The organism is Psychrobacter sp. AOP30-A2-5, assembly GCF_052378115.1.
GTDB lineage: Bacteria > Pseudomonadota > Gammaproteobacteria > Pseudomonadales > Moraxellaceae > Psychrobacter.
In genome coordinates, this window is sequence record NZ_JBQSXK010000025.1 from 1 (window position 1) to 23,103 (window position 23,103).

Sequence of the window (23,103 nt, forward strand, 5' to 3'; positions counted from 1 at the left end):
CTGTGAACGATGAGCTCAATGCTTTTAAAGTATTTGAGACGCTCAACGCGCGAGGTGTTCGTCTTTCTTCTACTGACCTATTAAAAAATTATTTATTCTCTTTAGCTAGTGCTGACGAATTGCATGATACTCAAATAAAACACTTAGAAGAGCGGTGGGAAAGCATTGTTACGTTATTAGGAAACGAGAGTTTTCCTGAATTCTTAAGAGTCTATTGGAATAGTAGACATAAACTCATACGCAAAACAGATTTATTCAAAACGATTCGTAAACATATTAAAAGTAAAGAGGACGCGTTTAAGCTGGTTAAAGAAATTGAGTTGTCGGCTGACGCTTATACTGCCTTAAAGGATATACAAGATGTTCGATGGTCGGAAGAATCAAAGTATTTGAAACAATTAAGTATGTACAGGGTTAAACAACCTTTCTCGGTACTACTTGCAAGCTATGAAAATTTTTTTGAAAGTGATAGAAAAGGATTTTTATCAATCGTACGTGCGATAAGCATATTGTCATTCCGTTATAATGTAATTTGCAATAATCCACCTAATGAACAAGAGCGATTTTACAACAAAATAGCAGTAAGAATTGAATGCAAAGAGTTAAGCTCTGCAAGCTTAGTAATTAAAGCGTTAGATGAAATCTATCCAAAAGATGAGGTTTTTAAAAGTGCATTTGCGGCCAAGCAACTAAAAACTACAGACAATCGCAATAAAAAAATTGTTCGTCACATTTTATGTGAAATTGAAAAAAATGTTAGTGGAGTTGGTAGAGATGAAAATGATGATAAATTTAATATCGAACATATCTTACCTGAGAATCCCGATGACTCTTGGGAGGATATTGACGATACTAAGATTGACTCGATGACTTATCGATTAGGTAATATGACTCTGCTGGAAACTAGTAATAATCGTGAGGCATCCAATAAGTCATATCAAGAAAAATTAATGATTTATTCTAGAAGTAGTCTAACTATGACTCAAAATTTACCGAAAAATTATACTAAATGGAATTTAAATAGCATTGACAGCCGTCAGAAAAAGCTAGCAAACCTTGCCACTAGTATTTGGAAGATATCAGAATTATCTTAAAACTGTAATAGATATTAAAAATAATCTTATTCAAATAAGATCGACTATTCCAAGTATTTCTAAAGCCTCAAACCAAGTTTGAGGTTAAGCTGCACCCAACTACTCCCCCAAAACCCCATCCAACTCTTCAATCAACTTATGAATACGCGCCGCATTTTTGCCCAAATCGCTCCCACCAACCCGTGACTTACTACGAATATCGACCAAACGTTCATTATCATTATCCGTGATACGCACGACGACATCATCTTTAAAACCGAACCAAGCAGTCGTATCTGTCGCTTCAATGATGCCTTTATCCGCATCGATATTGACAAGCTCCCAACCTAAATTATCGATGGCTTGTTTGGTTGCCCCAACCAACTCAGATTTTGACTGGCTATAGCGTAATGTTTGTAATTCAGGGTAGGCGGCACGCTGCTGCGTTGCAGTCTCTACACCTGCATACTCAACTGGGTTTGGTGCGTCAGCGCGCAGTGGGGCAATGGCCACAAATTCAGGTGGATTCACTAGGTCGGTTGAAATATCGTGAATGGGCGGTACATTTTTAGCGCTATTCATCATGCTTAGTGGAATAGCAATGGCAATGATAGCAAGCGCTGCTGATGTTAATACGCTACCAAGGCTAGCCGTGTCTCGTTTAAATAAAAGCTGTATGACTAATAGTACCAATGCTGCGATACCAGTAAATACACCAAACTTAAACCCTGCAAACGCAGTCGCTAAATCGATTAAGCCAAACTTGTACAGCGGACCTGCGAGCGTGACTAGTAAAATAGAGATTAAACTTATCAGCCCAACGAATATTTTCATTCAATTTCTCCATCATAATTTAGTACTGATTAATCACTACGCAAACGGCTTTATTAACGACTTATTTCATTTATTAACCACTTATTTCAACAACCAAACATGCTCAGAGGCTGTTAGCTCAGGTGCCGATCCTATAGAAGTAAGTTCACTCGTCAGTTCGTTGATATGATAGTTATCGCCATAATATTGCTGTATTTGCTCGCTACTGATAGAGAACGGCGGTCCCGCTTTTTTGCTTTGGTCATAAGCGAGAGTGATGATAAATTGTGGTGCATTAGCACTGAGCTGGTACATTTGCGCACTATATTGCACACGCATATCAGCCGGTAGCGCAATCAATGCGGCTTTGTCATATACGGCATTTACAGATCCAATATCCTCAGTCGTTAGTGCAAAAATATCAGCAACCCATAGGGTAATGGTTTGTCCTGACAACTGACCTTGATAGTATTTAATGGCTGGATTGTCTGCATGCTGGTGCACAGTAGGGGAGATATTCTGCTCAGTAAAGAATGCTTGTACAGCTGTTTCCACCAATTCAACGCCTACAACGTCGTAGCCTTGCGCTGCCAGCCAAGCCATATCAATCGATTTACCGCAAAGAGGGACAAAGACAAGGCTACCAGCTGGCAGGTTTAACTGCTTAAAGTAATTTATTAATAATGGATTCACCGCAGACTGATTAAAGCCAATGCGTTTCTCTTGCCAGCGGCTGTGCCAAAATTCAGCGTTCATACCTTCGCCTTTATTCGTTGAGGGTTATATTTGAGTTGTTTCTATCATAACTGTTTGAGTGAGAATGCTAAAGATGTTAAAAAGCCAAACGCTCGTACAATAAGCGTTTGGCTATAATAAAATGCTGAAATATTTTTTTATTCTAAATAAAAAAATATCTTCATTTTGTGGTTTAGCTCACCATATATTGACTAAACTCTTTACGCAATTTGGCAAGCTTTGGCGGTATGGCAAAGTTGCAATACCCTTGTCCTGGATTCTTATTAAAGAAATCCTGATGGGTCTCTTCTGCTTGATAAAACTCAACAGCTGGATGTACTTCGGTGACCACATTGACGCCCATATCGCGCAGTTTGTTGATAGTGCGGTCAATCGTTGGTTTCTGATTTTCTTCAGTATAAAAAACCACGCTACGATACTGGCTACCGACGTCATTGCCTTGACGATCCATTGTGGTGGGATCATGGGTGGCAAAGAAAACATCAAGTATCACTTCTAACGGGACGATAGAGTCATCGAACTCGATTTTGATGACTTCAACGTGCCCTGTATTGCCACTACAGACCGCTTCGTAGTTGGCAGAAACAGCGTCACCGCCCATGTAGCCTGAAACGACAGATTGCACACCTTTTACGGATAAAAATACCGATTCGGTGCACCAAAAACAGCCACCGCCTAAAATAATGGTTTGCATAATTTTTCCTATTTTTATAAATATAAAATATGAGCCAAATGTTACTTACTTAGCAATACGTATTTAGCTTAGCAGGGCATCTGACCGCGATAAGTAACAAACAGTAATGTTATAATGGGCTTTTGCTACGTTGTGCCGCTTTCAGCTAGTAATGACAAGCAAGACCATTAATTATCTCCTAATTTAAGTTCTATCATCACAAAATGAGTCGCACCATGAGTCAATCTAAGCCTGCTATTGTTAAACACGACACCCTATTTGACAAACCGTTTACCACGCCACTTGATAAAGCAGCGCGCTTCTCTTTTGATGAGCAAGTGGTGGCTTGTTTCCCTGATATGATTCGTCGCAGCGTGCCGGGTTATGGTCAGGTGCTAGCGATGTTGCCCATATTTGCCCGACGTCACTGTAAGTATCGTCAACAGAGCGATAGTGGTCAGCGCGTCAGTCGAGTGTATGATTTGGGCTGTTCACTTGGCGCAGCAAGCATGACGTTGGCGGGTGAGTTTGAGCCGCAAGATTTGCAGATTAAAGCGATTGATATCTCACCAGCGATGACCACCGAAGCGACCACGCTACTGAGTGAAAATTATCCTGCGCATGATATTGAAGTCATTACCGCTGATATTCGCGATGTGGAACTTGAACCCTGCGATATGGTGATTTTAAATTTAACGCTACAGTTTTTGCCAGCTGCCGATAGAGTCGCAGTATTAGAGAAAATTTATGCAGCATTAAGCGAAGGCGGCATACTGGTATTAACTGAAAAAACCCATGCTTTTGATGAGCAATATGATGCGTGGTTGGTTGAGCGTTATTATGATTTTAAACGTGCCAATGGTTATAGCGAGATGGAAATTAGCGGTAAGCGTAATGCATTAGAAAACGTATTAATTACTGATACGTTAGACGAGCATCATGCGCGCTTGAGTGATGTTGGTTTTAAACGTCATCTGACATGGTTTCAGTTTTTGAACTTCGTCTCTATTGTGGCGTTTAAGTAGGGTTGTTTGAATACATAGTGAGAATTGATCCTTCCATCTGCTATTACCTGCGTTTCACACATTAGTTGAAATAGGCATTCATTTTCTCAGTGTGCTAGATGCGCTTTACAGCATCGTATATTTTTTCTGAGCTAGATTGAAATTAAGAAGGAACGATAAAATGGATATGGACATTACGGCAAAAACATTCGATGGACAAGGTGGGCGTGACGAATTTCAACGTAAAAGTATCGCTGAAAAAGCTATTAAGCTCCTAAAATCTAATATAGATATTTCGCCAATGGTCATCGACGGCAGTTGGGGTACAGGTAAAACTGAGTTTTGTCATAAACTTATCAATCTGATGAAGGAAGATGATACACACAATATAATTTATATTGACGCTTTCAAAGCTGATCATGTTGATGAGCCTTTGATGACTGTATTAGCAGAAATTATTAAAATCTTACCTGAAGGGCCACGTAGAAAAGCTTTTATAAACAGAGTATTGCCAGCTGTACGGTACACCCTAAAAAACAGTTGCTAAAGCTGGTGTTTCTCATCTTCTGAGACAAGATTTTGCTGACGTTGCAAATGATTTTAATGAAGTAATTCAAAAAGCAGCTGATGATTCAATAGATAAAACAGCAGAGTTGATACTCAAAGATCATGTGGAGGCAGAAAAGAGTTTAAAAACATTACAAACCGCTCTTACTGCCATTGCATCTCAAGACCCTATTATTATATTTATAGATGAACTTGATCGCTGTAGACCAAACTTCGCAGTCGATATGCTTGAGATAATCAAGCATACTTTTGATGTTGAAGGTGTTAGCTTCGTACTTGTTACTAATACTCAGCAGTTGAGAGCTTCTATAAACCATTGCTATGGTCAGGCAGTTGATGCACAACGCTACTTGGATAAATTTATAAAATTTAGGTTTGAGTTGTCACCGCATTCTCAACGACACATGACAAATCCCGTTTTAGCTGCTAATGCTTACTTTTACCAGCTGATAGGAGAAAAAGGTTTCTTATCTAGTAGCCTGCTATCAAATACCCTTTTGAAAAAATTTATTGCAAAATTCATTGGTCATCAAGGTCTTTCTCTCAGAGAGATAGAGACATTAGTTCTACATATAGAAGTTGTACAAGTACTATCCAATTCGAATCGTTTTATTCCTGACGAATATATTGGTTATTCGTTGTTGAGATTAGTTGGTGTTATGCTAGTTTGCTTTAGACCTGATATTTTAAGAGAGATTAGAAAAGGCGTTGTTGATGCTGATTTGCTCGGTGATTTCTTGGGTGTAAAAAAATTACCTTACCTTGAAGAGGGCGGTCGTGAAATACCTGAAGTATGCGAATTTATCATGGCTTCTCTGACTACCGACTTCAATGAAAATAAGGTTAACTATGCTATATCAGAAGATCAGCAAAAAAAATGGAATTCATACATGAGATATGTCAGCTATATGGAAGAAGTTCCATATAGAGATAGAGCTGTAGCTCAAATTTTAGAAACGGCAAATATAATGGCATTTGAATAATATATAAGTTTAAACCTTAAGATTAGGTAACAACAAAACGTAAACTGAGTTATTAAAGATAGATAACCTATGCCACGCATATTTCACCACCTCTGAAGAATTCATATATTGAGGTGCATTTTCTTTTATTTTAACCTTTTCTTAATTTTATTCATTTAAATATAAATCAACTCGAACTGAAATCTTATGCTTAACGACACTATTACTCACGCTGAACGCGAATTATATTTAACTTTGTTGGAGTTAGCACAGCAGCAGCCGAGTGCTTATGAATGGCTTACGCGCTTGCCAACATGGTTAAATGATATCAAAGACAAAGCCAACTACGCGCATGCACCTGCTTATCAAGCATCGGTAGCACGCTTGCCGAATTTGACGGTCAATCATGTCGATCTGAACAGTGATGTCCTGACGATTGAGGCAAATCTTAGTGAGTCTCAGCGCAAACAAACAATGGCATTATTAAAACAGCTGATGCCGTGGCGCAAAGGGCCTTTTCAAATTGGTGGTCAGCTCGAAAATCAAATTGATAGTGGTCAGAATGAAGACCAACAAGCCGCGCCAATATTGATTGATACCGAATGGCACAGTGATTGGAAGTGGCAGCGAGTCGCACCGCATTTGGGTAATTTAAAAGGTCGTCGCGTATTAGATGTGGGCGGTGGCTCTGGCTATCACGGCTGGCGTATGGCTGGCGCTGGCGCGGATACAGTCATTATCATTGATCCGTCTTGCTTATTTTATCATCAGTTTATGGCGATTCGTCATTTTGTCGGGGCTGCTGATAGCTATAAAACGCATTATATCCCCGTACCACTTGAAGCCTTGCCCGAGCACAGTCAGCTGTTTGATACCGTATTTAGCATGGGGGTGCTCTATCATCGCCAATCGCCGTTTGAGCATTTACAACATCTTAAAGGGCAGTTGGTCAAAGGCGGTGAGTTGGTGCTTGAAACCTTGGTTATCGAAGGTGATGCCAATACCGTACTGGTGCCACACGACCGCTATGCCCAGATGAATAACGTGTATTTTTTACCATCAGTCGCGGCATTGACAGGCTGGCTAGAAAAAGCAGGATTCTCAGAGGTACGTTGTGTCGATGTGGCAACGACTTCTATCGATGAGCAGCGTAAAACGGAATGGATGACTTATCATTCGCTGGCCGACTTCTTAGATCCTAATGATGCTAGCAAAACGCTTGAAGGCTATCCTGCGCCGATGCGTGCGACTTTGATTGCCAAAAAGTAGCGCGTGCGTACTGTATCACTCATAAGGAATATGGACAGTGAAAAAATTAACGATTTTGCTCAGCGCTATGAAGGGCTTGCTGCCATTGACGTCCATATCAGCTCATGCTGCCTATGGTACGCCATTTGAAGGGTGGGGCTTTGTGCAGGACGATTGGCAAGTGGTTTGTGATAATACATTGACTTGTCGCGCAGCAGGTTATGCAGATGAGAGTATGTTCGATACGCCAGCTTCTATTTTATTAACCGTCATACCCAAAAAAGCCTTGCCGATTGCCCAAATCCAGTTTTTATCAGAAACCTCAGACAAAACCTACCATAGTGCTGAACTGTGGTTAAATGGCAAAAACCAAGGCATGCTACAACCAGATGCTGATGGTTCAGCGTACGATTTAACCGCCAAGCAAACGCAACACTTTATTAACCATGCGCGTCAAAATACTAAGATAGAGATAAAAGCAGGTGGTAAAAATTGGTCTGTTAGTGACAAAGGCATGAGTGCCGTGCTGCTAAAACTTGATGAGGTACAAGGCAGAGTGGGCACGCCAATAGCATTGGTAAGTAAAAATCACGCTAGTAAGCAAATACCCAAATCTGCTAAAGCGAAACCTGTGATTAAAAAAGCATATGCCTATGCTGACAATAAGCAACTGGATTCGTCAAAGTGGGCCTATTTTCAAGCGAATATAAATAAGTGGATCGATATTGATGCCAAGGAGCTTATAGGCTCTGAAGATGATATGGGAGACTGTGAGCTGATTAATCCAAAGACCGACGCGTACCAACGAATGCAAGAGTATGGTTCTGATAGACTGAATTGGACGTTTACACCCGTAGATGCCCTCCATACGCTTGCTAGCCATCTGTGCTGGCAAGGCGCCTATAATGAGAGTTCGGGTTATTGGCTTATTAATCATGACAAACCAAGCAAGCCAAAACTGATCACTACGGCAGGCAATGACTATTCTGATGGCGAGATTTGGGCAACACATAAAGATCGAGGGATTGGTGATTGCTGGAATCATGCGATATGGGTTTGGAATGGTCAAACATTTGCCAAATCAGAAGATTCCAGCTCAGGAATGTGTCGCGGTTTTGCTGGTGGTGCGTGGGATTTACCAACTTACGTGAGTGAAGTCGTAAAAAATGATAGCAAGGCTCAGTGAGTGATATTTTGATAGGAATGATTGACACACTATAAAGTGAAGCCGTTATGAGCCATGCATTTTTTAATTGATCATTTAACTGTCTATTTATCAGTGATAGGTGAGTTATTTATTACCTATCATTGACAGTGAGGACACGGCCCAGTTATATAAAAATTATATCAACCACCTTTTAAAAGCGACTTCCAACAATAGCTTGAGTAAGAATCCCACAAACCCTGCGCCTAGTGCTAAGAAAATCCAAAATGTACCCGCGCGCCCAGCTTGAGATTCTTTAGAGATATCCCACATAATAAAAAATAAGAAGGCGATGAATATGGGTAGTAAAACATACAATCCCCAACTGGTAACCGTACTGGCAGCAATAGCAAACATGGCATAATCCTATAAAGTAGTAACGCCGCCTTTATTTATATTATTTTATGGATCTTTTGATAATAATTGCCTTCAAAATGAAGTATCACCATTCATGATATAAGCAGTAATCCATAAAATAAGTCAGAAAAAAGCAGGCAGCAATACAAACCGTTATTATAACGCGGAAGCGAGCAGGTATAAACTGCTGCTAAGTATGAGACAACAGTAACGCTACAATTTGCAGGGCTGACTGATCGGTAACAGCGCTAAATCCTGATCTATTTAAAGCATTTCAATCTGACTTATCGTGAATGAAAGCACAGACAACGCCTGTTAGGGCGTGTCTCCAATTCAATCGATTATCCTCTAAATGGGATAAAAATGGCTAAAAATGGCTAAATTTTGCCAAACATCGTCAAATAGCTTATCAATATCTCGATATTATTTGCGCTACTTTCCTTATTTAACGGCAATTTATCTCCTTTTTATCACCATTTTTACAATGAGGACACGCCCTAGTCACCTAAATTATCAGTGTTAACTGTCATAACCGTAAGATTTTAGTGCTAATTTTGGTGCACATAGTGCAATGCAGGGCAAAGATTGTTATATTTACAGGTTACTTATCTTTTTTGTATTATTTTATCCCCTGCAATGTCGGTCGCTATTATAATAGGCAGTTATTGGCTGCTCGCATTCGCCACATTTTTATACCGTTTTTGTTGTTTATTTAACTGAGTTCAAATCCTTATGTCACAAGCCCAAATTGATACACTTGCATCACTATTTAACGATGCGATTCAAACCCTACAAGCAGATGGCACGTTACCAAGCGATTGGCAAAATAATAGCCAAATCACCCGTACTAAAGACTTAAGCCATGGTGATTTCGCCAGTAATATCGCGCTGACAGCGGCCAAAGCTGCCAAGGTCAATCCACGACAGCTTGCCGAAAAAATCGTCAATGCGCTGCCTGAAAACCAAGACATTCGCCAAGTAGAAATTGCAGGTCCAGGCTTTATTAACGTGTTCTTAAATGCGGAAGCCAAATTTGCGGTATTAGATGATATCTTTGCCTTGCAAGATCGCTTTGGTTTAAGCGATCAGTTTGACGGGCAAAAAATTCAGGTTGAGTTTGTCTCTGCCAATCCAACGTCAAGTTTGCACGTTGGGCATGGTCGCGGTGCAGCGTTCGGTATGAGCGTGGCAAACCTGCTTGAAGCGATTGGTTATGACGTCACGCGTGAGTATTATGTCAACGATGCGGGTCGGCAGATGGACATCTTGGCGACCAGTACCTATTTGCGTTATCTGGAAACCAATGGCGAGCAAATAATCTTCCCAGTCAATGGTTATCAAGGTGATTATGTCAGTGACATCGCCCAAACGTTAAAAGCGCAACACGGTGATCATTACGTTCATAGCTTTGCAGCAATCGCTAAAGATGTGCCAGCAGATGCTGAGTTTGAGATCAATGCGGACGGCGAAAAAACACTGCTATCAGGTGACAAAGAAGCGCATATTGATGGCTTGATTGCCAACAGTAAAGCCTTGCTTGGTGAAGGTTATGAGCTGTTTTTAAATGCGGCATTGAGCAGTATTTTAGCCGATATCAAAGATGACTTAAATGACTTTGGTGTGCGCTACGAGTGCTGGTTTAGCGAAAGATCGATCGATAGCGATATTGAGCCAGTCTTGCAAACCTTAGATGAAAAAGGCTATCTATACGAAAAAGACGGTAATATTTGGTTTAAATCAACCGATTTTGGTGATGAAAAAGACCGTGTTGTGCGCCGTGCCAATGGTCAATCTACTTATTTTGCTTCTGATATTGCCTATCACAAAAACAAATTTGATCGCGGTTTTGATAAAGTGGTCAATGTTTGGGGTGCCGATCACCATGGTTATGTGCCACGCGTAAAAGCTGCTTTATTGGCGCTTGGTATTGATGCTGATCGTTTAGATGTGGTGCTTGTGCAATTTGTTGCACTATGGCGTGGTAGTGAAAAAGTGCAAATGTCCTCGCGTTCAGGTCAATTTGTCACCCTGCGTGATTTACGTACCGAAGTTGGTAACGACGCCGCGCGTTTTTATTATGTCGCCCGTAAGCCTGAAGTGCATATTGATTTTGATTTGGAGCTGGCTAAATCACAAAGCAAAGACAATCAAGTGTATTACATTCAATACGCGCATGCTCGTGTTTGCCGAGTATTAGAAAAACTACAAAACAGTGGTCTTGTGGTAGATGATGCGATTGGTTTAGAACACCAAAACTTACTTAGTGCACCAAACGAAGACGAGCTGATTAAATTATTAGCAGGATATCCAGCGACATTATTACGCGCCGCGACGGGTTATGAGCCACATGTCTTGACCAACTATCTTAAAGAGTTGGCAGCGCTATTTCATGGTTGGTATGACAGTAATCGCATTTTGCCAGTGAGTTTGACCTCAGGTGAGACACCAAGCTCGGATGAGATGGAATTGATGCAAGCCCGTTTGCGTTTGTCTAAAGCCGTACGTCAAGTATTGGCCAATGGTCTTAGTTTGTTAGGGTTGTCGGCACCATCTAGCATGTAGTTTTTTTCTAGTATATAGTAACTTTCTAACATGTAGTATGAGTATAGATGACTGCCAGCCATAATTTGATGATAGTTAGATTCAGTAGGGAGAAACAGATCCATGCTAGCCAAAAAACCTAAAGGTGCGACTGAAAAACGCAAAACAAGTAGCGTATCAGGCTTATTGTGGATGTTTGTCGGGGCGGTATTGACCCTTATGATAGGGGTATTTATATACTTGTCACCATTATTTGATTTCAGTCCCGCTGACAGCACCGCTGGTAATGATCCTGATCGTCAGGTGCAGCCACGTGTCGACACTGATACTGATAATGGTGATTATGAGTTCTATGATATTTTGCCCAATCAAGAGATGGCGACTATTCCTGATGAAGATATTGCTGAGACAGGCAATGATCGCATAGGGGATATCAGTGCCTTTGAGCCTGATGTGGTGGTGACTCAACCTGAGGATGGCTCAGCCAGTCGCAATGATGATACTGGTAACTTTGGTATCTCTGAAAACACGGTTATTGCGCCCAGTCGTGGCAATAACGCTGCTACCAGTAATAGCGGCGATGACATTGTGATCGTTGAAGAAGACGCGACCTATGATGGATCGACGCCTGCTAGTAGCAATAATACGTCCACCAATAATGCAGGCGCAGGTACTGCTAGCGTTCAGGCTGCAAAACCTGCGGCAACTTATATTTTGCAGATCAACAGCTTCGGTGATGCGGATGAAGCAGATCGCCGCCGTGCTCAAGTGTTGATGGCAGGTGTAGACGCTCGCGTGGTCAAGAATACGACGGGTAATGGTTTGCCAATCTATCAAGTTATTTCTCGCCCGATGAATAACCGCCAAGCAGTAACCACTGCTCAGCAGCGCCTACAGAATAACGGTATTGATTCCATCATCGTTGAACAGCGTCGTTAAGTTGCGCTGTTTAATAACAGTTATAGTTCTTTATGAATAATAAAAAAAGCGTCGCAATGACGTTTTTTTTATCTCTGATTTTTAGCAAAGTTATTTTTCTGTTGGTTTATTACCTTTCATCAAAAATTTTATAAAGAGCGTGGCTATGACTGTCTCTCATTTAGCAACACCGCCTACCAGCTTCATTAAAGCATTTTTCCAAAAGTATTTTATTGATGCGTTTACTGGCATGGCTTTAGGGCTATTTGTCACGTTGATTGCTGGTCTAATCATCTCGCAAATCGGTGGCTGGTTAGATTTGCCCGCATTGGTTGCGGTGGGCAAGCTTGCCTCAGTACTAATGGGTGCGGGTATCGGAGTAGGTATCGCCTATTACCTTAAAGCACCGACGCTCGTCATGCTCAGCTGCTTGGTGGCGGGTATGCTTGGCGCACACTCTGAAGCATTAATGGCAGGGACGTTATTTACGCCCCAAGTAGGTGGACCTGCGACCTTTGCCGCCTTACCGGGGAATCCGATAGGGGCGTATTTGACCTCGGTATTTGCTTATCGTGCTGGTACTTGGGTCGCTGGCAAAACCAAGCTCGATATTCTATTGGTTCCTTTATTGGTATGCGCGGTAGCATTAGCAGTTTGCGCCCTATTGAATCCACCTATCGTCGCTGCGGTCGCTGCCATTGGTCAAGGTATTCAAGCGGCCACTGAGTTACAGCCTCTGTTAATGGGTATTGTGATTGCAGTGGTAGTGGGTATTTTATTGACATTGCCAACGTCCAGCGCTGCTATTTGTATCGCAATTGGGCTTGGCGGCGTATCAGGCGGGGCAGCAGTAGTAGGCTGTGCGGCACACATGATTGGCTTTGCCGTTGCAAGCTTTAAAGACAACGGCGTCAGTGGCGTAATATCTCAAGGTCTGGGCACCAGTATGCTACAGATTCCTAATGTGTTAAAAAAACCGCTGGTGTTGTTGCCTGCTGTGATTGCCAGCGCCATCGTTGGTCCTATTGCGACAGTAGGTTTTGGACTGGCATGTACGGCAACGGGTGCGGGTATGGGTACCGCTGGATTGGTCGGCGTATTTGGAGTGATTGAAGCGTCACAAGACATCATGAGTACGGGTCAATTATGGACAGCGATTATCCTGTTGATGTTTGTATTACCTGCCCTAATTGCAGGGGTGGTCGCTCATGTGATGCGCCGCGTGGGCTGGCTGGTTGATGGTGATATGAAATTGCCTTAAATTAAAGATAAAGGACGCAAATTGTCCTAACTATCAATAGTAAAAAAGCCCAGCTACTTAAATAGCTGGGCTTTTTTACTATATAAATTATGAGCTTGTTTTAATTAGCGGCGTACATCTTTAGGGGCATCACCATTTGGCCAGTCTTTGTCTTTGTTGGCTTTGATAGGTCGCGGCAGATGGGTAAAGTAAGCGGCAATATCGACCGCTTCTTGGTCACTAAGCGAGTTACCTTGACCAAACGGCATTTTGCCCTTGATAAAGGCCGCTGCTGTATAAGTTCGCGCCATACCTGCGCCATCGTTGAAGGACTTGTCTCCAGCTACTGCTGGATAGATATAAGTGCCATCGTCGTTATATTGACCTTCGCCGTTTTCACCATGGCAAACCCTACATTTTTCAGCAAACAGCTTTTTACCATTGTCCGTATTTGGCTCTAAAGTTTTGTCTACCTTAACAAAACCGCGACCTTCAGGCGAGACACCATAAGGCAAACCCTGTGATAGCCAGCTCATATAAGACACCATCGCATTCATATCATCTGAACCTAGATCAAGTGCTTTGCCATTCATTGAGCGTTCAAAACAGCCATTGATGCGCTCTTGTATTGAATTAACGCGACCAGCACGTGACCGATAAATAGGATAAATGCCCAGCATGCCATTCCAAGGCGCCGCGTAAGCCTCTGAGCCGTTACCCAAGTGACAGCTGGTACAATTCAACTGGTTGCCGACATTGTCAGGCATTTCTTTATAAGTATGATTGGCGATTTGTAAGCCGCGACGTACTGCTGCGCCGAACTCATCATCTGGAATAGTGGACTCATCTGGCATGCTAACGGTCAGTTTGGCGCTTGGATTTGCAGCCATCTCGTCTTTAATTTCTGCGGCACGTGCCTCAAGTGACTTAACGCGGGCTAATGCTTCAGCTTCTTCGACACGGTCGACAGCCTTGGTATCTGATTCACTACAGCCTGACAGGCTAACCGCACCAATAGCAAAGATAGCAGCCAGTAAAACGGAGGAAGAGGGTTTGACCCTTAAAAGTATTTTCATTGGAATATCCTTATTATCAAAAATAATATGTAATAATATATTTTTATGATAATTTAGCTGTCAAAATGACAGAAGTAATCTTAATTTTTGTGCAAAAAATCTGAATGAGTCATCAATCTGTAAGTTGCTAGAAACATAATTGTATCAAATATTAAATAATTAAAGTATATAAATAGATAAAGTGTTTTGGCTTTAGAGAGATATGAATTAATTTCATACCGTATGAAGAACGATATTGAAAGACAGTATTGAGATTCTATCGATCAAAAAAGCGCTTAAATATTATCAATATTTAAGCGCTTTTTTGTGGGCAAATACTCTTAGAATATATTATTTTGGCGTGCTTGGTTTTTTATGGCGGCGTGGTTTGAGCTTACGAGAGAGCTTATGGACATCGTTCAATATTTGACTGTATGTCGCTGGAAAGACACGCTGTACCGCGTCGATTATTTTGGCATCATTGCCAATAAGACAGCGCGGTTGATTGGTCGCGGCAGCCTGCAAAATAATCCAAGCGGCATTGCTTGCATCAAATTTCAGGAATTTATTAAAGCTCTGAATGGCTTTGGGGCCAGTACGTATGCCAATATCATTGATACTGTCATTACCACGGGCACTATTGGCAATATTGGTTTTAATCCCGCCGGGATGAATGCAGGTCGCTGACACACCGCAGCGCTGAATATCTAGCTCTTGACGTAAGCTTTCAGTAAAGCCGCGTACAGCAAATTTACTGGCGTTATACGCAGATTGTGACGGCTGAGCGGTCAAGCCGAACAGGCTTGAGATATTAATGATGTGACCATGCTCATTAAATTGGTGCGATCTATTTTTTTTGCTGCCATTCGTCGATTCGCTTTGTTTGACACTGTTCTTAATCAATGGCAAAAATGCCTTGGTGCCATAGACCACACCCCAAAAATTGATGTCCATGACCCATTCAAGCTCGCTAATACTACTGCCTTCTACGGTCGAATATAGCGCCACGCCTGCATTATTAAAGATAAAGTTCACTTTGCCATGGTCTACCATCACGCTATCTGCCCACGCTTCCACGGCTTTATTGTCTGAGACATCAAGCACCGTCATAGTCGCTTTTATATTATAACCGACCAGCAATTCTTTGGTCTGTGCCAGTTGCACCGCGTTGATATCAGAGAGCGCCACGTGGCAGCCCATCTTTGCCAAATGAATAGCCAGCTCGCGACCCATACCAGAGCCAGCACCCGTAATAGCCGCGACATGATTATGATAATAAGGAGTAATATCTTGGTCTATCGTGGTATGAAAAGGCAAGTGTTGACGTAATGAGGTTGCGATAGAAGTAATATTGTTAAGCATGATAAACAGTCCTTTGTTTCATCAGTGATAGGTGTTGGTAGCACATTTACCTTAGCATGCTTTGTGGTTTTAGCTATGAACGATTGATAGACGCCGCTGTCACTTTACCCATACATTGGCTGTCATAAAACGATCATAAGTGAGCAGCCATAAAAAAACGTCTAACATAAGATATGCTAGACGCCTTTACTTCAATGACAGTTTTAATAAAACTGATAACAACCGCTAAGCATCTATCGCTATTTGCTCTGAGTCGTCGGTAGAAAAGATGATTTCAGGTGTTTTACCTTCATTAATCACTTGCTCGTCGACGATGACAGTCTTGGCGTTTTTCATCGAAGGCAACTCATACATAGTCTCAAGGAGCGCATTTTCAACGATAGAGCGCAGTCCGCGAGCACCAGTCTTACGCGCCATGGCTTTTTTAGCAATCGCATCGAGCGCTTCTTTGGTAAAGCTAATGTCAGCGCCTTCCATATCGAATAGGTACTTATATTGCTTAACCAAGGCGTTTTTTGGTTCCGTCAATATCTGAACTAATGCATCCTCGTCCAGCTCTGTGAGCGCAGCGAGAACAGGAAGACGACCGATGAGCTCAGGGATAAGACCAAACTTGATCAAATCTTCAGGCTCTACTTGTTGCAGTAATTCTGAGCTGCGTTTACTATCATCTTTTGAGCTGACATCAGCATTGAAGCCAATACCGCCTTTTTCTGTACGCTGCTGAATAACCGCATCAAGACCGGCAAACGCCCCGCCGACGATGATTAAGATGTTACTCGTATCAACTTGGATCAGCTCCTGTTGAGGATGCTTGCGACCACCATGTGGCGGAATAGCAGCGACCGTACCTTCAATAAGCTTTAGCAACGCTTGCTGTACGCCTTCGCCTGACACATCACGGGTGATAGACGGGTTGTCGCCTTTCTTACTGATTTTATCAATCTCATCGATATAGATGATGCCTTGTTCCGCTTTGCTCACGTCATAATCTGATGCTTGCAAAAGTTTTTGCACGATATTTTCGACATCTTCGCCGACATAACCGGCCTCGGTCAAGGTCGTCGCATCGGCCATCGCAAAAGGCACATCCAGTAAACGCGCCAAGGTTTGCGCCAGTAAGGTCTTACCAGAACCCGTTGGGCCAATCAGCAAAATGTTACTTTTCGCCAATTCAACCATGGCATCGTCAGCGCCAATCTTCGCTTTCTTGCTGTCATTGGCTAAGGTTTGGCTAACTTTTAGGCGCTTATAATGGTTATAGACGGCAACGGCTAGTGCTTTTTTAGCAGCGTCTTGTCCAATGACGTATTCGTCAAGCTTAGCACGCAGCTCTTTTGGCGTTGGTAGCTTTTTATTGACCCAAGACGTATCAATGTCGCTGTCATCATCGCCATCTTCGGCGCTGTCAGCGATTAAATCGGTACATAGCTCAATACATTCATTACAGATATTGGCATCGTCAGCGGCAATCAGCTGCTGTACATCGCTTTTGGCTTTGCCGCAAAACGAGCAATGCGGGGTGTTATCTTCTGCCATAAAAGGCGCTCCTAAAATTTAAAACTTACAAATATTTTGATTTTTACATCAAAGCCAAAACGTATAACGCTCAGGCTTTTGATGCCTATCAAAGCTTTTGCTCTTATGCGGTAATTATAAAGAAGTAGGGCGGCGCTCTAATACTTCATCAACCAGACCGTATTCTTTGGCTTCTTTCGCATCTAACCAAAAGTCACGCTCAACGTCTTTTTCAATTTTCTCTAATGGTTGACCAGTACGTTCTGCCAAAATCTCATTTAAACGGGCACGCGTTTTTAGAATTTCACGCGCATTAATTTCGATATCGGTTGCTTGACCTTGCGCGCCGCCTGAAGGCTGATGAATCATGACACGAGCATTGGCAAGAGAGTAACGTTTGCCTTTTTGACCAGCCGCGAGCAAGAACGAGCCCATGCTATAAGCACCGCCCATACAGATGGTTGACACTTCAGGTTTGATGAAGTTCATGGTATCAAAGATTGCCAAGCCTGCACTCACTGAGCCGCCTGGTGAATTGATATACAAGTGAATGTCTTTATCTGGGTTTTCTGCTTCTAAAAATAGCAACTGTGCAACAATCAGATTGGCCATATGGTCTTCGACTTGACCAGTCAAAAAGATAACGCGCTCACGCAATAGACGCGAGAAAATATCAAACGAGCGTTCACCGCGAGAGGATTGTTCAACGACCATTGGCACTAATGCTGCATGCGCAGCTTGAGGGGCGCTTTGGGTATATTGCATGCCTTGTGCGTCATTGTGCGCACTCATCAGCATATCAAAATGTGGGTTGGCAGTGATGCGATCATAATCTGTCATAAAGATGTCCTGTTTATAAGTACATAAAATAAAGGGATTGAAGCTAGCGAGCGGCTACGCTTGTAGGGCTGCTCATCATGCTAGATGTTGCCGCTTTTTAATAATATTCGCTGGCTGAAATAATAAGCGCCAGATATCGCTAAAAATAATTGAGCTAATGGTAACTTTTTTATTGAGGCAATAGTAACTTTTTCATGTGAAAAATAATTTTCTATTTATAACATGAGTGCTATTAATAAAATGATTGACTCACTATTAATAAGGCGTCTGTAACCATTTATCAAGGGGCTTGGTTATAAACTGTCCATAAAGATAGCATATAAATCCCCAATAAAAATGCCCTAACACATATGTTAGAGCATTGCGTTAGAGCATTATGTTAGAGCATGTTTAGATTGAGATTAGCAATTTGCCATTGAATGGCAAATTGCTAAGTTATCTCACTAAATTACATGCCTTGCTGCTGTTGTTGCTGTGCAGCTAGCAAGTCTTGGTAGCTAACTTCTTTGTCAGTTACTTTACCTTGCTCGATTAAATAATCAACTACTTGGTCTTCTAGTACTACAGACTCAATGTTCGCGCGCTGCTGCTTGTCATTGGTGTAGTATTCGATGACTTCGCTTGGATCTTCGTAGTTTTCAGCGGCTTCTTTGATGAAACTTTCAACGCGTTCTTGATCGACTTCTAAGCCTTTGGTATCGATAACACGAGCAACGATGATGCCAAGACGGGCAGCACGTAGCGCTTGCTCTTCAAATAGCTCATTTGGTAGCATGTCTTTATCGAAGCTATCAGCATTGGCACCGAACTGCTGAGAAAAACGTTGCATCATCATGTTGCGTTGACGCTCGATTTCTTGCTCTAGCATAGCGTTTGGTACGTCAAACTCGTTCTTTTCTAGCAATGCGTCAAAAGTCGCTTGCTTAACTTGGCTACGAGCCGCGTTTTTGATTTCGCGTTCCATGTTTTTGCGAACGTCTTCTTTCAACTTCTCAACGCCGCCTTCTTTCACACCGAATAGCTCAAGGAACTCTTCGTTGATTTCTGGTAGCTTAGATTTTTCAACCAATTTTACATTGATTTTGAACTGAGCTTTTTTACCAGCTAAGTTTTCAGCTTGGTAATCTTCTGGGAAAGTGACGTCGATAACTTTCTCTTCGCCAGCTTTCATGCCTTTGATACCCGCTTCAAAACCAGGAATCATCTGGTTGCTACCGATAACCAGTTTGAAGTCTTCAGCAGAACCGCCTTCGAATTTTTCGCCATCGATAGAGCCTTCAAAGTCAAAAGTTACTTGATTGCCTTTGTCCGCTTTACCTTTTTTCTCAACGAATTCTTCACGTTGCTTTTGTAGGTTTTCGATCATAGTGTCAACGTCTTCTTCACTAACTTGTGCAGTGTGACGCTCAACTTCGATCTCATCGATACCTTGTACGTCTACTTCTGGGAAGATTTCAACAGTGGCTTGATAAACCAAGAAATCATCTTCAAGTTTTACGTCGTCGATGTTAGGCATGCCAACTGCGCGGATGTCTTCAGATTTGATCGCTTCAAAAACGGTATCACGGATCACATCGTTGATAACTTCTTGTTGAATGCCAGCACCGTACTGTGAACGGATATGTGACATAGGGACGTTACCTTTACGGAAACCGTCAATCTTGGCAGTTTTCGCAACTTGGCGAATACGACCTTCGACTTTGTTTTGAATTTTTTCGACAGGTACTTTAACTGTCAATTGGGTTTCTTTATTAGATAGCTTGTTGGTTGTGACTTGTAAATCTGTAGCCATGTTAATTACACCTTTAGGATTAAATAGTACGTTTGATTAAATAGTACTTAGGGTTAAATGGTAATAGACAAACCGTGCCTCAAATTACGGGCGTGTACCATGGGTTGCCGTTGGAATAAATAGGGGATAGCGATAGCGCGCAATGTCAAAGTCAGTACCTTGAGCAATCGCCTTTGGTCACTACTGGCGCTGACTGATACTAAAATGTGAAACGGTTATCTTAGTAATAGGCGCTATCAGATATCAATCATAAACCGTTAATGCACCGCATAATAACGCTCTTTGGTGAATTATACAGACAAATAACGGCTTTCAACAAAATTTTAAAAGTAGAACAGTATAATCTATCTGTTTATTAAAGTAAAAATTATCTCTTTATCGTCCATTCACTTTGAATCTGCTACATCGTCAATCTCGCTTAGAGTACGATTTGTACCTCTGCGCTCGACTTTCTTGTATCAGCATTAATAGCTAAAGGGTTAAATTGAATCGATTATAAGATTTAAGGGTTATCTACAACGGCAACTGCGCCAATAATTGCTGAATCGCTTGCCCCCGATGACTAATACTATTTTTATCAGCAGCACTTAAGCTCGCGGCGCTAGCTTGTAACTCTGGCAACCAAAATAGCGGGTCATAACCAAAACCGCCGTCACCATGCGTTGTCTCTAAAATCTCACCCTGCCATAGACCTTGCGCGATAATAGGTAGCGGATCATCAGCATGGCGCACCATCGCCAGTACGCAAACAAATAGCCCTTTAATAGGCTCGTTCGCGTGCTCAGTACGAATAGGCTGCAAGTCAGCGATGAGCTTGGCGTTGTTTTTACTATCGTTACCATGCTCACCAGCATAGCGAGCGGAGTAAATCCCAGGTGCGTTACCTAATACTGGCACGCATAATCCTGAGTCATCAGCAATCGCAGGAAATCCGCTGATACGGCTGGCATGACGCGCTTTAATAATAGCGTTTTCTACGAAGCTTAGCCCGTCTTCGATGGCGTCGTCAATATTGAGCTGTCCTTGCGGGATGATCGTCACATCCAAATCTGCCTCGGCAAACAGCCTCTTAAACTCAGCCAGTTTGCCTTTATTATTACTGGCGAGCACCCATTGATTATCAGGGGTCGATTGGGTAGAGGATCGTGAGGTATTCGTGGTGCTCATAGGGTTATTCCGTTATGTCATTATTAAGAATATGGTTAGTGAAAGTATCATTGTTGAAAGTATGATCGGTTTTTAAATTATATCGGTATCTTAATGCCAATTTCATCAGTTTATCAGTCAGCTAAGTGCCTAGCACGATTGGCATGGCAAGGCATTCTGCGCTTAGTCTATAGACAACCAAAGGCTATACTAACAGTGTTATCCATAACATTTGGTAACTGATATTTGTCGCCACTGTTGCTATAATAGCCGCCAAGCTAACGTGAATGATATCTTATGGCTTGTGAATATTAAGTTAATAAATGCTTATGAAGTCAAGCACTTGGCTTTTGAGCAAACTGTAACAAAAGTAAGTTAATTTTGGATTCATAATAATACGTGATACTGTGTTAAACAATAAACGGTATTAAGCAATAACATTCATTTCAAACAATAAACTCAGCCAATTTAGTCCGCCATTTTATCGTGTTTTTTATCATGTAAAAATAGCGTAAAATTCAGTTTCTATAATGAGTTTTTATAAAATGACGGCTAAAAACAGCAAGGATAAAATAACTATGTCAAACATTACTTTACCAGAGCTACCATACGCAAAAGACGCACTAGAGCCACATATCAGTGCCGAGACGCTAGAATACCATCATGACAAGCATCACAATGCCTACGTGACTAAGCTCAACGAATTGCTACCAGGTTCTGGTCTAGAAGACAAAACATTGCCAGAAATCATCGTGGCAACCGCTAAAGATGACAGCAAGCAAGGTATGTTTAACCAAGCAGCCCAAGTATGGAACCACACGTTCTACTGGAACTGCATGACGCCAACCAATGGCGGCGGCGAACCTACTGGCGATCTAAAAGCTAAAATCGAAGAAGACTTCGGTAGCTACGACAAGTTCCGTGAAGAGTTCAAAAACGCAGCATTGACTCAGTTCGGTTCAGGTTGGGCATGGCTAGTCGCTGATAAAGTCGGTGGCAAATTGTCTATCGCCAAAACTGCTAACGCTGACACGCCACTTGCACATGACCAAATCGCAGTATTGACTTGTGATGTATGGGAACATGCGTACTACATCGATTATCGTAACCGTCGTCCTGACTATGTAGATACCTTTCTAGACAAGCTAGTGAACTGGGATTACGCAAACGCTAAATATAAAGGTCAAGATGCTGGTGTTGAAGAGTAATCTTTAACTATTAAGTATTTGATTTAAAAAAAGGACGCTGAGAAGCGTCCTTTTTTTGTATGATAGTTTAAAAACGAACAATTTATTTTTTCTTATCTCTTTGCTTAATATGCTCTTGTGTTTCTAATGGAATCAAATCTGCATATAGACTTTCTAGTTCTTTTGGTTTAGTTATCAGCTCATCAGCAATAAAATTTAAAATACTGAATAACTTCTGAGCGATCTCAGCATTATCATCTAGATTTATTTGACCAGGATGAACAGCATTATTTCCTATGACTCTTAACAAATCCAAAGCTTGCTGTATTGTAGGACTTAAGCCTTCTGATACCAATTCTTTTATATCATCGTTGATTTTCTTTCCATCTTTTCCTATTTGCTTTAACAGCATTTGTAGAGCTAACCGCAAAAGGGCAGTAGCTCCTTTCGGCGAATCAATCAAAATATTAGAAGCTTCTATATAAAGAGCTTTGATATCTTCATCTAAATCTTCGTTAGGTACTGGAACTGTAGTTTTCTTAGGATAGATAATTTCTTCATTCACCCATAATGTAAATTCTTCACATGAAGAACAGGTTGCCACTGAAAATCCTTTAGGACAAAACTGATAAAGGTTTTTTTGAAGTTCATTATCAATTACATTCAAAAATTGAATGATGGTTTTTTGATAAAAACTCTCGATACTTGATCTGTAGTTGAGATATAGATGATTAATAATATTGATCGCTGTACTTCCAGCATCATCGGCATCAAACCATTCTTGGGTCGCAACAGTATTGCAATGAGGGCACTGAAACTTATTATCTCTGTAATTTGGTATCATATA

General features: G+C 41.6%; 21 protein-coding genes. 10 read left to right on the top strand and 11 right to left on the bottom strand.

Annotated elements, in window-relative coordinates:
- A partial coding sequence (locus tag ACT3S4_RS12915; RefSeq protein ID WP_444761200.1) for an HNH endonuclease family protein occupies window positions 1-1,094 on the top strand: 1,094 nt, incomplete at its 5' end.
- Between the two features lie 99 nt (window positions 1,095-1,193).
- Here the strand turns inward: ACT3S4_RS12915 and ACT3S4_RS12920 are convergent.
- The 3 genes from ACT3S4_RS12920 to msrA form a co-directional block, all read right to left on the bottom strand.
- Window positions 1,194-1,907, bottom strand: coding sequence for a DUF1499 domain-containing protein (locus ACT3S4_RS12920; protein WP_444761201.1), 714 nt, complete (start codon window positions 1,905-1,907; stop codon window positions 1,194-1,196).
- 81 nt (window positions 1,908-1,988) lie between these two features.
- Window positions 1,989-2,642: a thiopurine S-methyltransferase gene (gene tmpT, locus ACT3S4_RS12925; protein ID WP_444761202.1), complete on the bottom strand. Its 654-nt coding sequence runs from the start codon at window positions 2,640-2,642 to the stop codon at window positions 1,989-1,991.
- A 172-nt stretch (window positions 2,643-2,814) separates the two neighbouring features.
- Complete coding sequence (gene msrA, locus ACT3S4_RS12930; protein WP_045448022.1) at window positions 2,815-3,336, bottom strand: peptide-methionine (S)-S-oxide reductase MsrA; 522 nt, start codon at window positions 3,334-3,336, stop codon at window positions 2,815-2,817.
- Between the two features lie 203 nt (window positions 3,337-3,539).
- Between msrA and cmoA the strand changes: the two genes are divergently transcribed.
- The 5 genes from cmoA to ACT3S4_RS12955 all read left to right on the top strand — a co-directional run bounded on the left by cmoA (window position 3,540) and on the right by ACT3S4_RS12955 (window position 8,282).
- Window positions 3,540-4,340 carry a carboxy-S-adenosyl-L-methionine synthase CmoA gene (gene cmoA, locus ACT3S4_RS12935; protein ID WP_201560835.1) on the top strand — a complete coding sequence of 267 codons (801 nt, stop codon included), beginning with the start codon at window positions 3,540-3,542 and terminating at the stop codon, window positions 4,338-4,340.
- 160 nt (window positions 4,341-4,500) lie between these two features.
- Window positions 4,501-4,866: a P-loop NTPase fold protein gene (locus tag ACT3S4_RS12940; protein WP_284143804.1), complete on the top strand. Its 366-nt coding sequence runs from the start codon at window positions 4,501-4,503 to the stop codon at window positions 4,864-4,866.
- Window positions 4,867-4,930: 64 nt separating this feature from the next.
- A complete protein-coding gene (locus tag ACT3S4_RS12945; RefSeq protein WP_444761214.1) occupies window positions 4,931-5,869 on the top strand; it encodes a P-loop NTPase fold protein in 939 nt (312 codons plus the stop codon).
- Window positions 5,870-6,055: 186 nt separating this feature from the next.
- Window positions 6,056-7,117, top strand: coding sequence for a tRNA 5-methoxyuridine(34)/uridine 5-oxyacetic acid(34) synthase CmoB (cmoB, locus tag ACT3S4_RS12950; RefSeq protein ID WP_201560833.1), 1,062 nt, complete (start codon window positions 6,056-6,058; stop codon window positions 7,115-7,117).
- 37 nt (window positions 7,118-7,154) lie between these two features.
- On the top strand, window positions 7,155-8,282 hold the full coding sequence (locus ACT3S4_RS12955; protein WP_444761203.1) for a DUF1176 domain-containing protein: 1,128 nt from the start codon (window positions 7,155-7,157) through the stop codon (window positions 8,280-8,282).
- Between the two features lie 156 nt (window positions 8,283-8,438).
- On the opposite strand, the gene ACT3S4_RS12960 is transcribed toward ACT3S4_RS12955, so the two are convergent.
- Complete coding sequence (locus ACT3S4_RS12960; protein ID WP_045448016.1) at window positions 8,439-8,657, bottom strand: DUF2788 domain-containing protein; 219 nt, start codon at window positions 8,655-8,657, stop codon at window positions 8,439-8,441.
- A 732-nt stretch (window positions 8,658-9,389) separates the two neighbouring features.
- Between ACT3S4_RS12960 and argS the strand changes: the two genes are divergently transcribed.
- The 3 genes from argS to ACT3S4_RS12975 all read left to right on the top strand — a co-directional run bounded on the left by argS (window position 9,390) and on the right by ACT3S4_RS12975 (window position 13,377).
- Window positions 9,390-11,219 (top strand): arginine--tRNA ligase, encoded by a 1,830-nt coding sequence (gene argS / locus ACT3S4_RS12965; RefSeq protein WP_201560831.1) that lies wholly within the window; start codon window positions 9,390-9,392, stop codon window positions 11,217-11,219.
- A 102-nt stretch (window positions 11,220-11,321) separates the two neighbouring features.
- Complete coding sequence (locus ACT3S4_RS12970) at window positions 11,322-12,137, top strand: SPOR domain-containing protein (protein WP_109592480.1); 816 nt, start codon at window positions 11,322-11,324, stop codon at window positions 12,135-12,137.
- Between the two features lie 145 nt (window positions 12,138-12,282).
- Entirely contained in the window at window positions 12,283-13,377 is a 1,095-nt protein-coding gene (locus tag ACT3S4_RS12975) for a PTS transporter subunit IIC (RefSeq protein WP_444761204.1), read from the top strand.
- Between the two features lie 104 nt (window positions 13,378-13,481).
- Here ACT3S4_RS12975 and ACT3S4_RS12980 read toward each other — a convergent pair whose 3' ends face one another.
- The 6 genes from ACT3S4_RS12980 to rdgB form a co-directional block, all read right to left on the bottom strand.
- Window positions 13,482-14,432 carry a c-type cytochrome gene (locus ACT3S4_RS12980; protein WP_444761205.1) on the bottom strand — a complete coding sequence of 317 codons (951 nt, stop codon included), beginning with the start codon at window positions 14,430-14,432 and terminating at the stop codon, window positions 13,482-13,484.
- Window positions 14,433-14,762: 330 nt separating this feature from the next.
- Complete coding sequence (locus ACT3S4_RS12985) at window positions 14,763-15,773, bottom strand: SDR family NAD(P)-dependent oxidoreductase (RefSeq protein ID WP_444761206.1); 1,011 nt, start codon at window positions 15,771-15,773, stop codon at window positions 14,763-14,765.
- 225 nt (window positions 15,774-15,998) lie between these two features.
- Entirely contained in the window at window positions 15,999-17,312 is a 1,314-nt protein-coding gene (gene clpX / locus ACT3S4_RS12990; RefSeq protein ID WP_087814795.1) for an ATP-dependent protease ATP-binding subunit ClpX, read from the bottom strand.
- A 114-nt stretch (window positions 17,313-17,426) separates the two neighbouring features.
- Entirely contained in the window at window positions 17,427-18,056 is a 630-nt protein-coding gene (gene clpP / locus ACT3S4_RS12995; protein ID WP_045448048.1) for an ATP-dependent Clp endopeptidase proteolytic subunit ClpP, read from the bottom strand.
- A 523-nt stretch (window positions 18,057-18,579) separates the two neighbouring features.
- The gene (gene tig / locus ACT3S4_RS13000) at window positions 18,580-19,923 is read right to left on the bottom strand and encodes a trigger factor (protein WP_444761207.1); all 1,344 of its coding nucleotides are present in this window, start codon (window positions 19,921-19,923) and stop codon (window positions 18,580-18,582) included.
- A 513-nt stretch (window positions 19,924-20,436) separates the two neighbouring features.
- Window positions 20,437-21,090 carry an RdgB/HAM1 family non-canonical purine NTP pyrophosphatase gene (gene rdgB, locus ACT3S4_RS13005; RefSeq protein ID WP_444761208.1) on the bottom strand — a complete coding sequence of 218 codons (654 nt, stop codon included), beginning with the start codon at window positions 21,088-21,090 and terminating at the stop codon, window positions 20,437-20,439.
- 557 nt (window positions 21,091-21,647) lie between these two features.
- On the opposite strand from rdgB, the gene ACT3S4_RS13010 reads away from it, so the two are divergent.
- Entirely contained in the window at window positions 21,648-22,277 is a 630-nt protein-coding gene (locus tag ACT3S4_RS13010) for a superoxide dismutase (protein ID WP_045448006.1), read from the top strand.
- Between the two features lie 82 nt (window positions 22,278-22,359).
- Here the strand turns inward: ACT3S4_RS13010 and ACT3S4_RS13015 are convergent, their stop codons facing one another.
- Window positions 22,360-23,100: a DUF4145 domain-containing protein gene (locus ACT3S4_RS13015; RefSeq protein WP_444761209.1), complete on the bottom strand. Its 741-nt coding sequence runs from the start codon at window positions 23,098-23,100 to the stop codon at window positions 22,360-22,362.
- Window positions 23,101-23,103: the final 3 nt, after the last annotated feature.

Bases quoted from the DNA above. Each gene is read 5' to 3' on its own strand.
- ACT3S4_RS12920 (WP_444761201.1), bottom strand. From the start codon at position 1,907: ATGAAAATATTCGTTGGGCTGATAAGTTTAATCTCTATTTTACTAGTC.
- tmpT (WP_444761202.1), bottom strand. From the start codon at position 2,642: ATGAACGCTGAATTTTGGCACAGCCGCTGGCAAGAGAAACGCATTGGC.
- msrA (WP_045448022.1), bottom strand. From the start codon at position 3,336: ATGCAAACCATTATTTTAGGCGGTGGCTGTTTTTGGTGCACCGAATCG.
- cmoA (WP_201560835.1), top strand. From the start codon at position 3,540: ATGAGTCGCACCATGAGTCAATCTAAGCCTGCTATTGTTAAACACGAC.
- ACT3S4_RS12940 (WP_284143804.1), top strand. From the start codon at position 4,501: ATGGATATGGACATTACGGCAAAAACATTCGATGGACAAGGTGGGCGT.
- cmoB (WP_201560833.1), top strand. From the start codon at position 6,056: ATGCTTAACGACACTATTACTCACGCTGAACGCGAATTATATTTAACT.
- ACT3S4_RS12960 (WP_045448016.1), bottom strand. From the start codon at position 8,657: ATGTTTGCTATTGCTGCCAGTACGGTTACCAGTTGGGGATTGTATGTT.
- argS (WP_201560831.1), top strand. From the start codon at position 9,390: ATGTCACAAGCCCAAATTGATACACTTGCATCACTATTTAACGATGCG.
- ACT3S4_RS12970 (WP_109592480.1), top strand. From the start codon at position 11,322: ATGCTAGCCAAAAAACCTAAAGGTGCGACTGAAAAACGCAAAACAAGT.
- ACT3S4_RS12975 (WP_444761204.1), top strand. From the start codon at position 12,283: ATGACTGTCTCTCATTTAGCAACACCGCCTACCAGCTTCATTAAAGCA.
- ACT3S4_RS12980 (WP_444761205.1), bottom strand. From the start codon at position 14,432: ATGAAAATACTTTTAAGGGTCAAACCCTCTTCCTCCGTTTTACTGGCT.
- ACT3S4_RS12985 (WP_444761206.1), bottom strand. From the start codon at position 15,773: ATGCTTAACAATATTACTTCTATCGCAACCTCATTACGTCAACACTTG.
- clpX (WP_087814795.1), bottom strand. From the start codon at position 17,312: ATGGCAGAAGATAACACCCCGCATTGCTCGTTTTGCGGCAAAGCCAAA.
- clpP (WP_045448048.1), bottom strand. From the start codon at position 18,056: ATGCAATATACCCAAAGCGCCCCTCAAGCTGCGCATGCAGCATTAGTG.
- tig (WP_444761207.1), bottom strand. From the start codon at position 19,923: ATGGCTACAGATTTACAAGTCACAACCAACAAGCTATCTAATAAAGAA.
- rdgB (WP_444761208.1), bottom strand. From the start codon at position 21,090: ATGAGCACCACGAATACCTCACGATCCTCTACCCAATCGACCCCTGAT.
- ACT3S4_RS13010 (WP_045448006.1), top strand. From the start codon at position 21,648: ATGTCAAACATTACTTTACCAGAGCTACCATACGCAAAAGACGCACTA.
- ACT3S4_RS13015 (WP_444761209.1), bottom strand. From the start codon at position 23,100: ATGATACCAAATTACAGAGATAATAAGTTTCAGTGCCCTCATTGCAAT.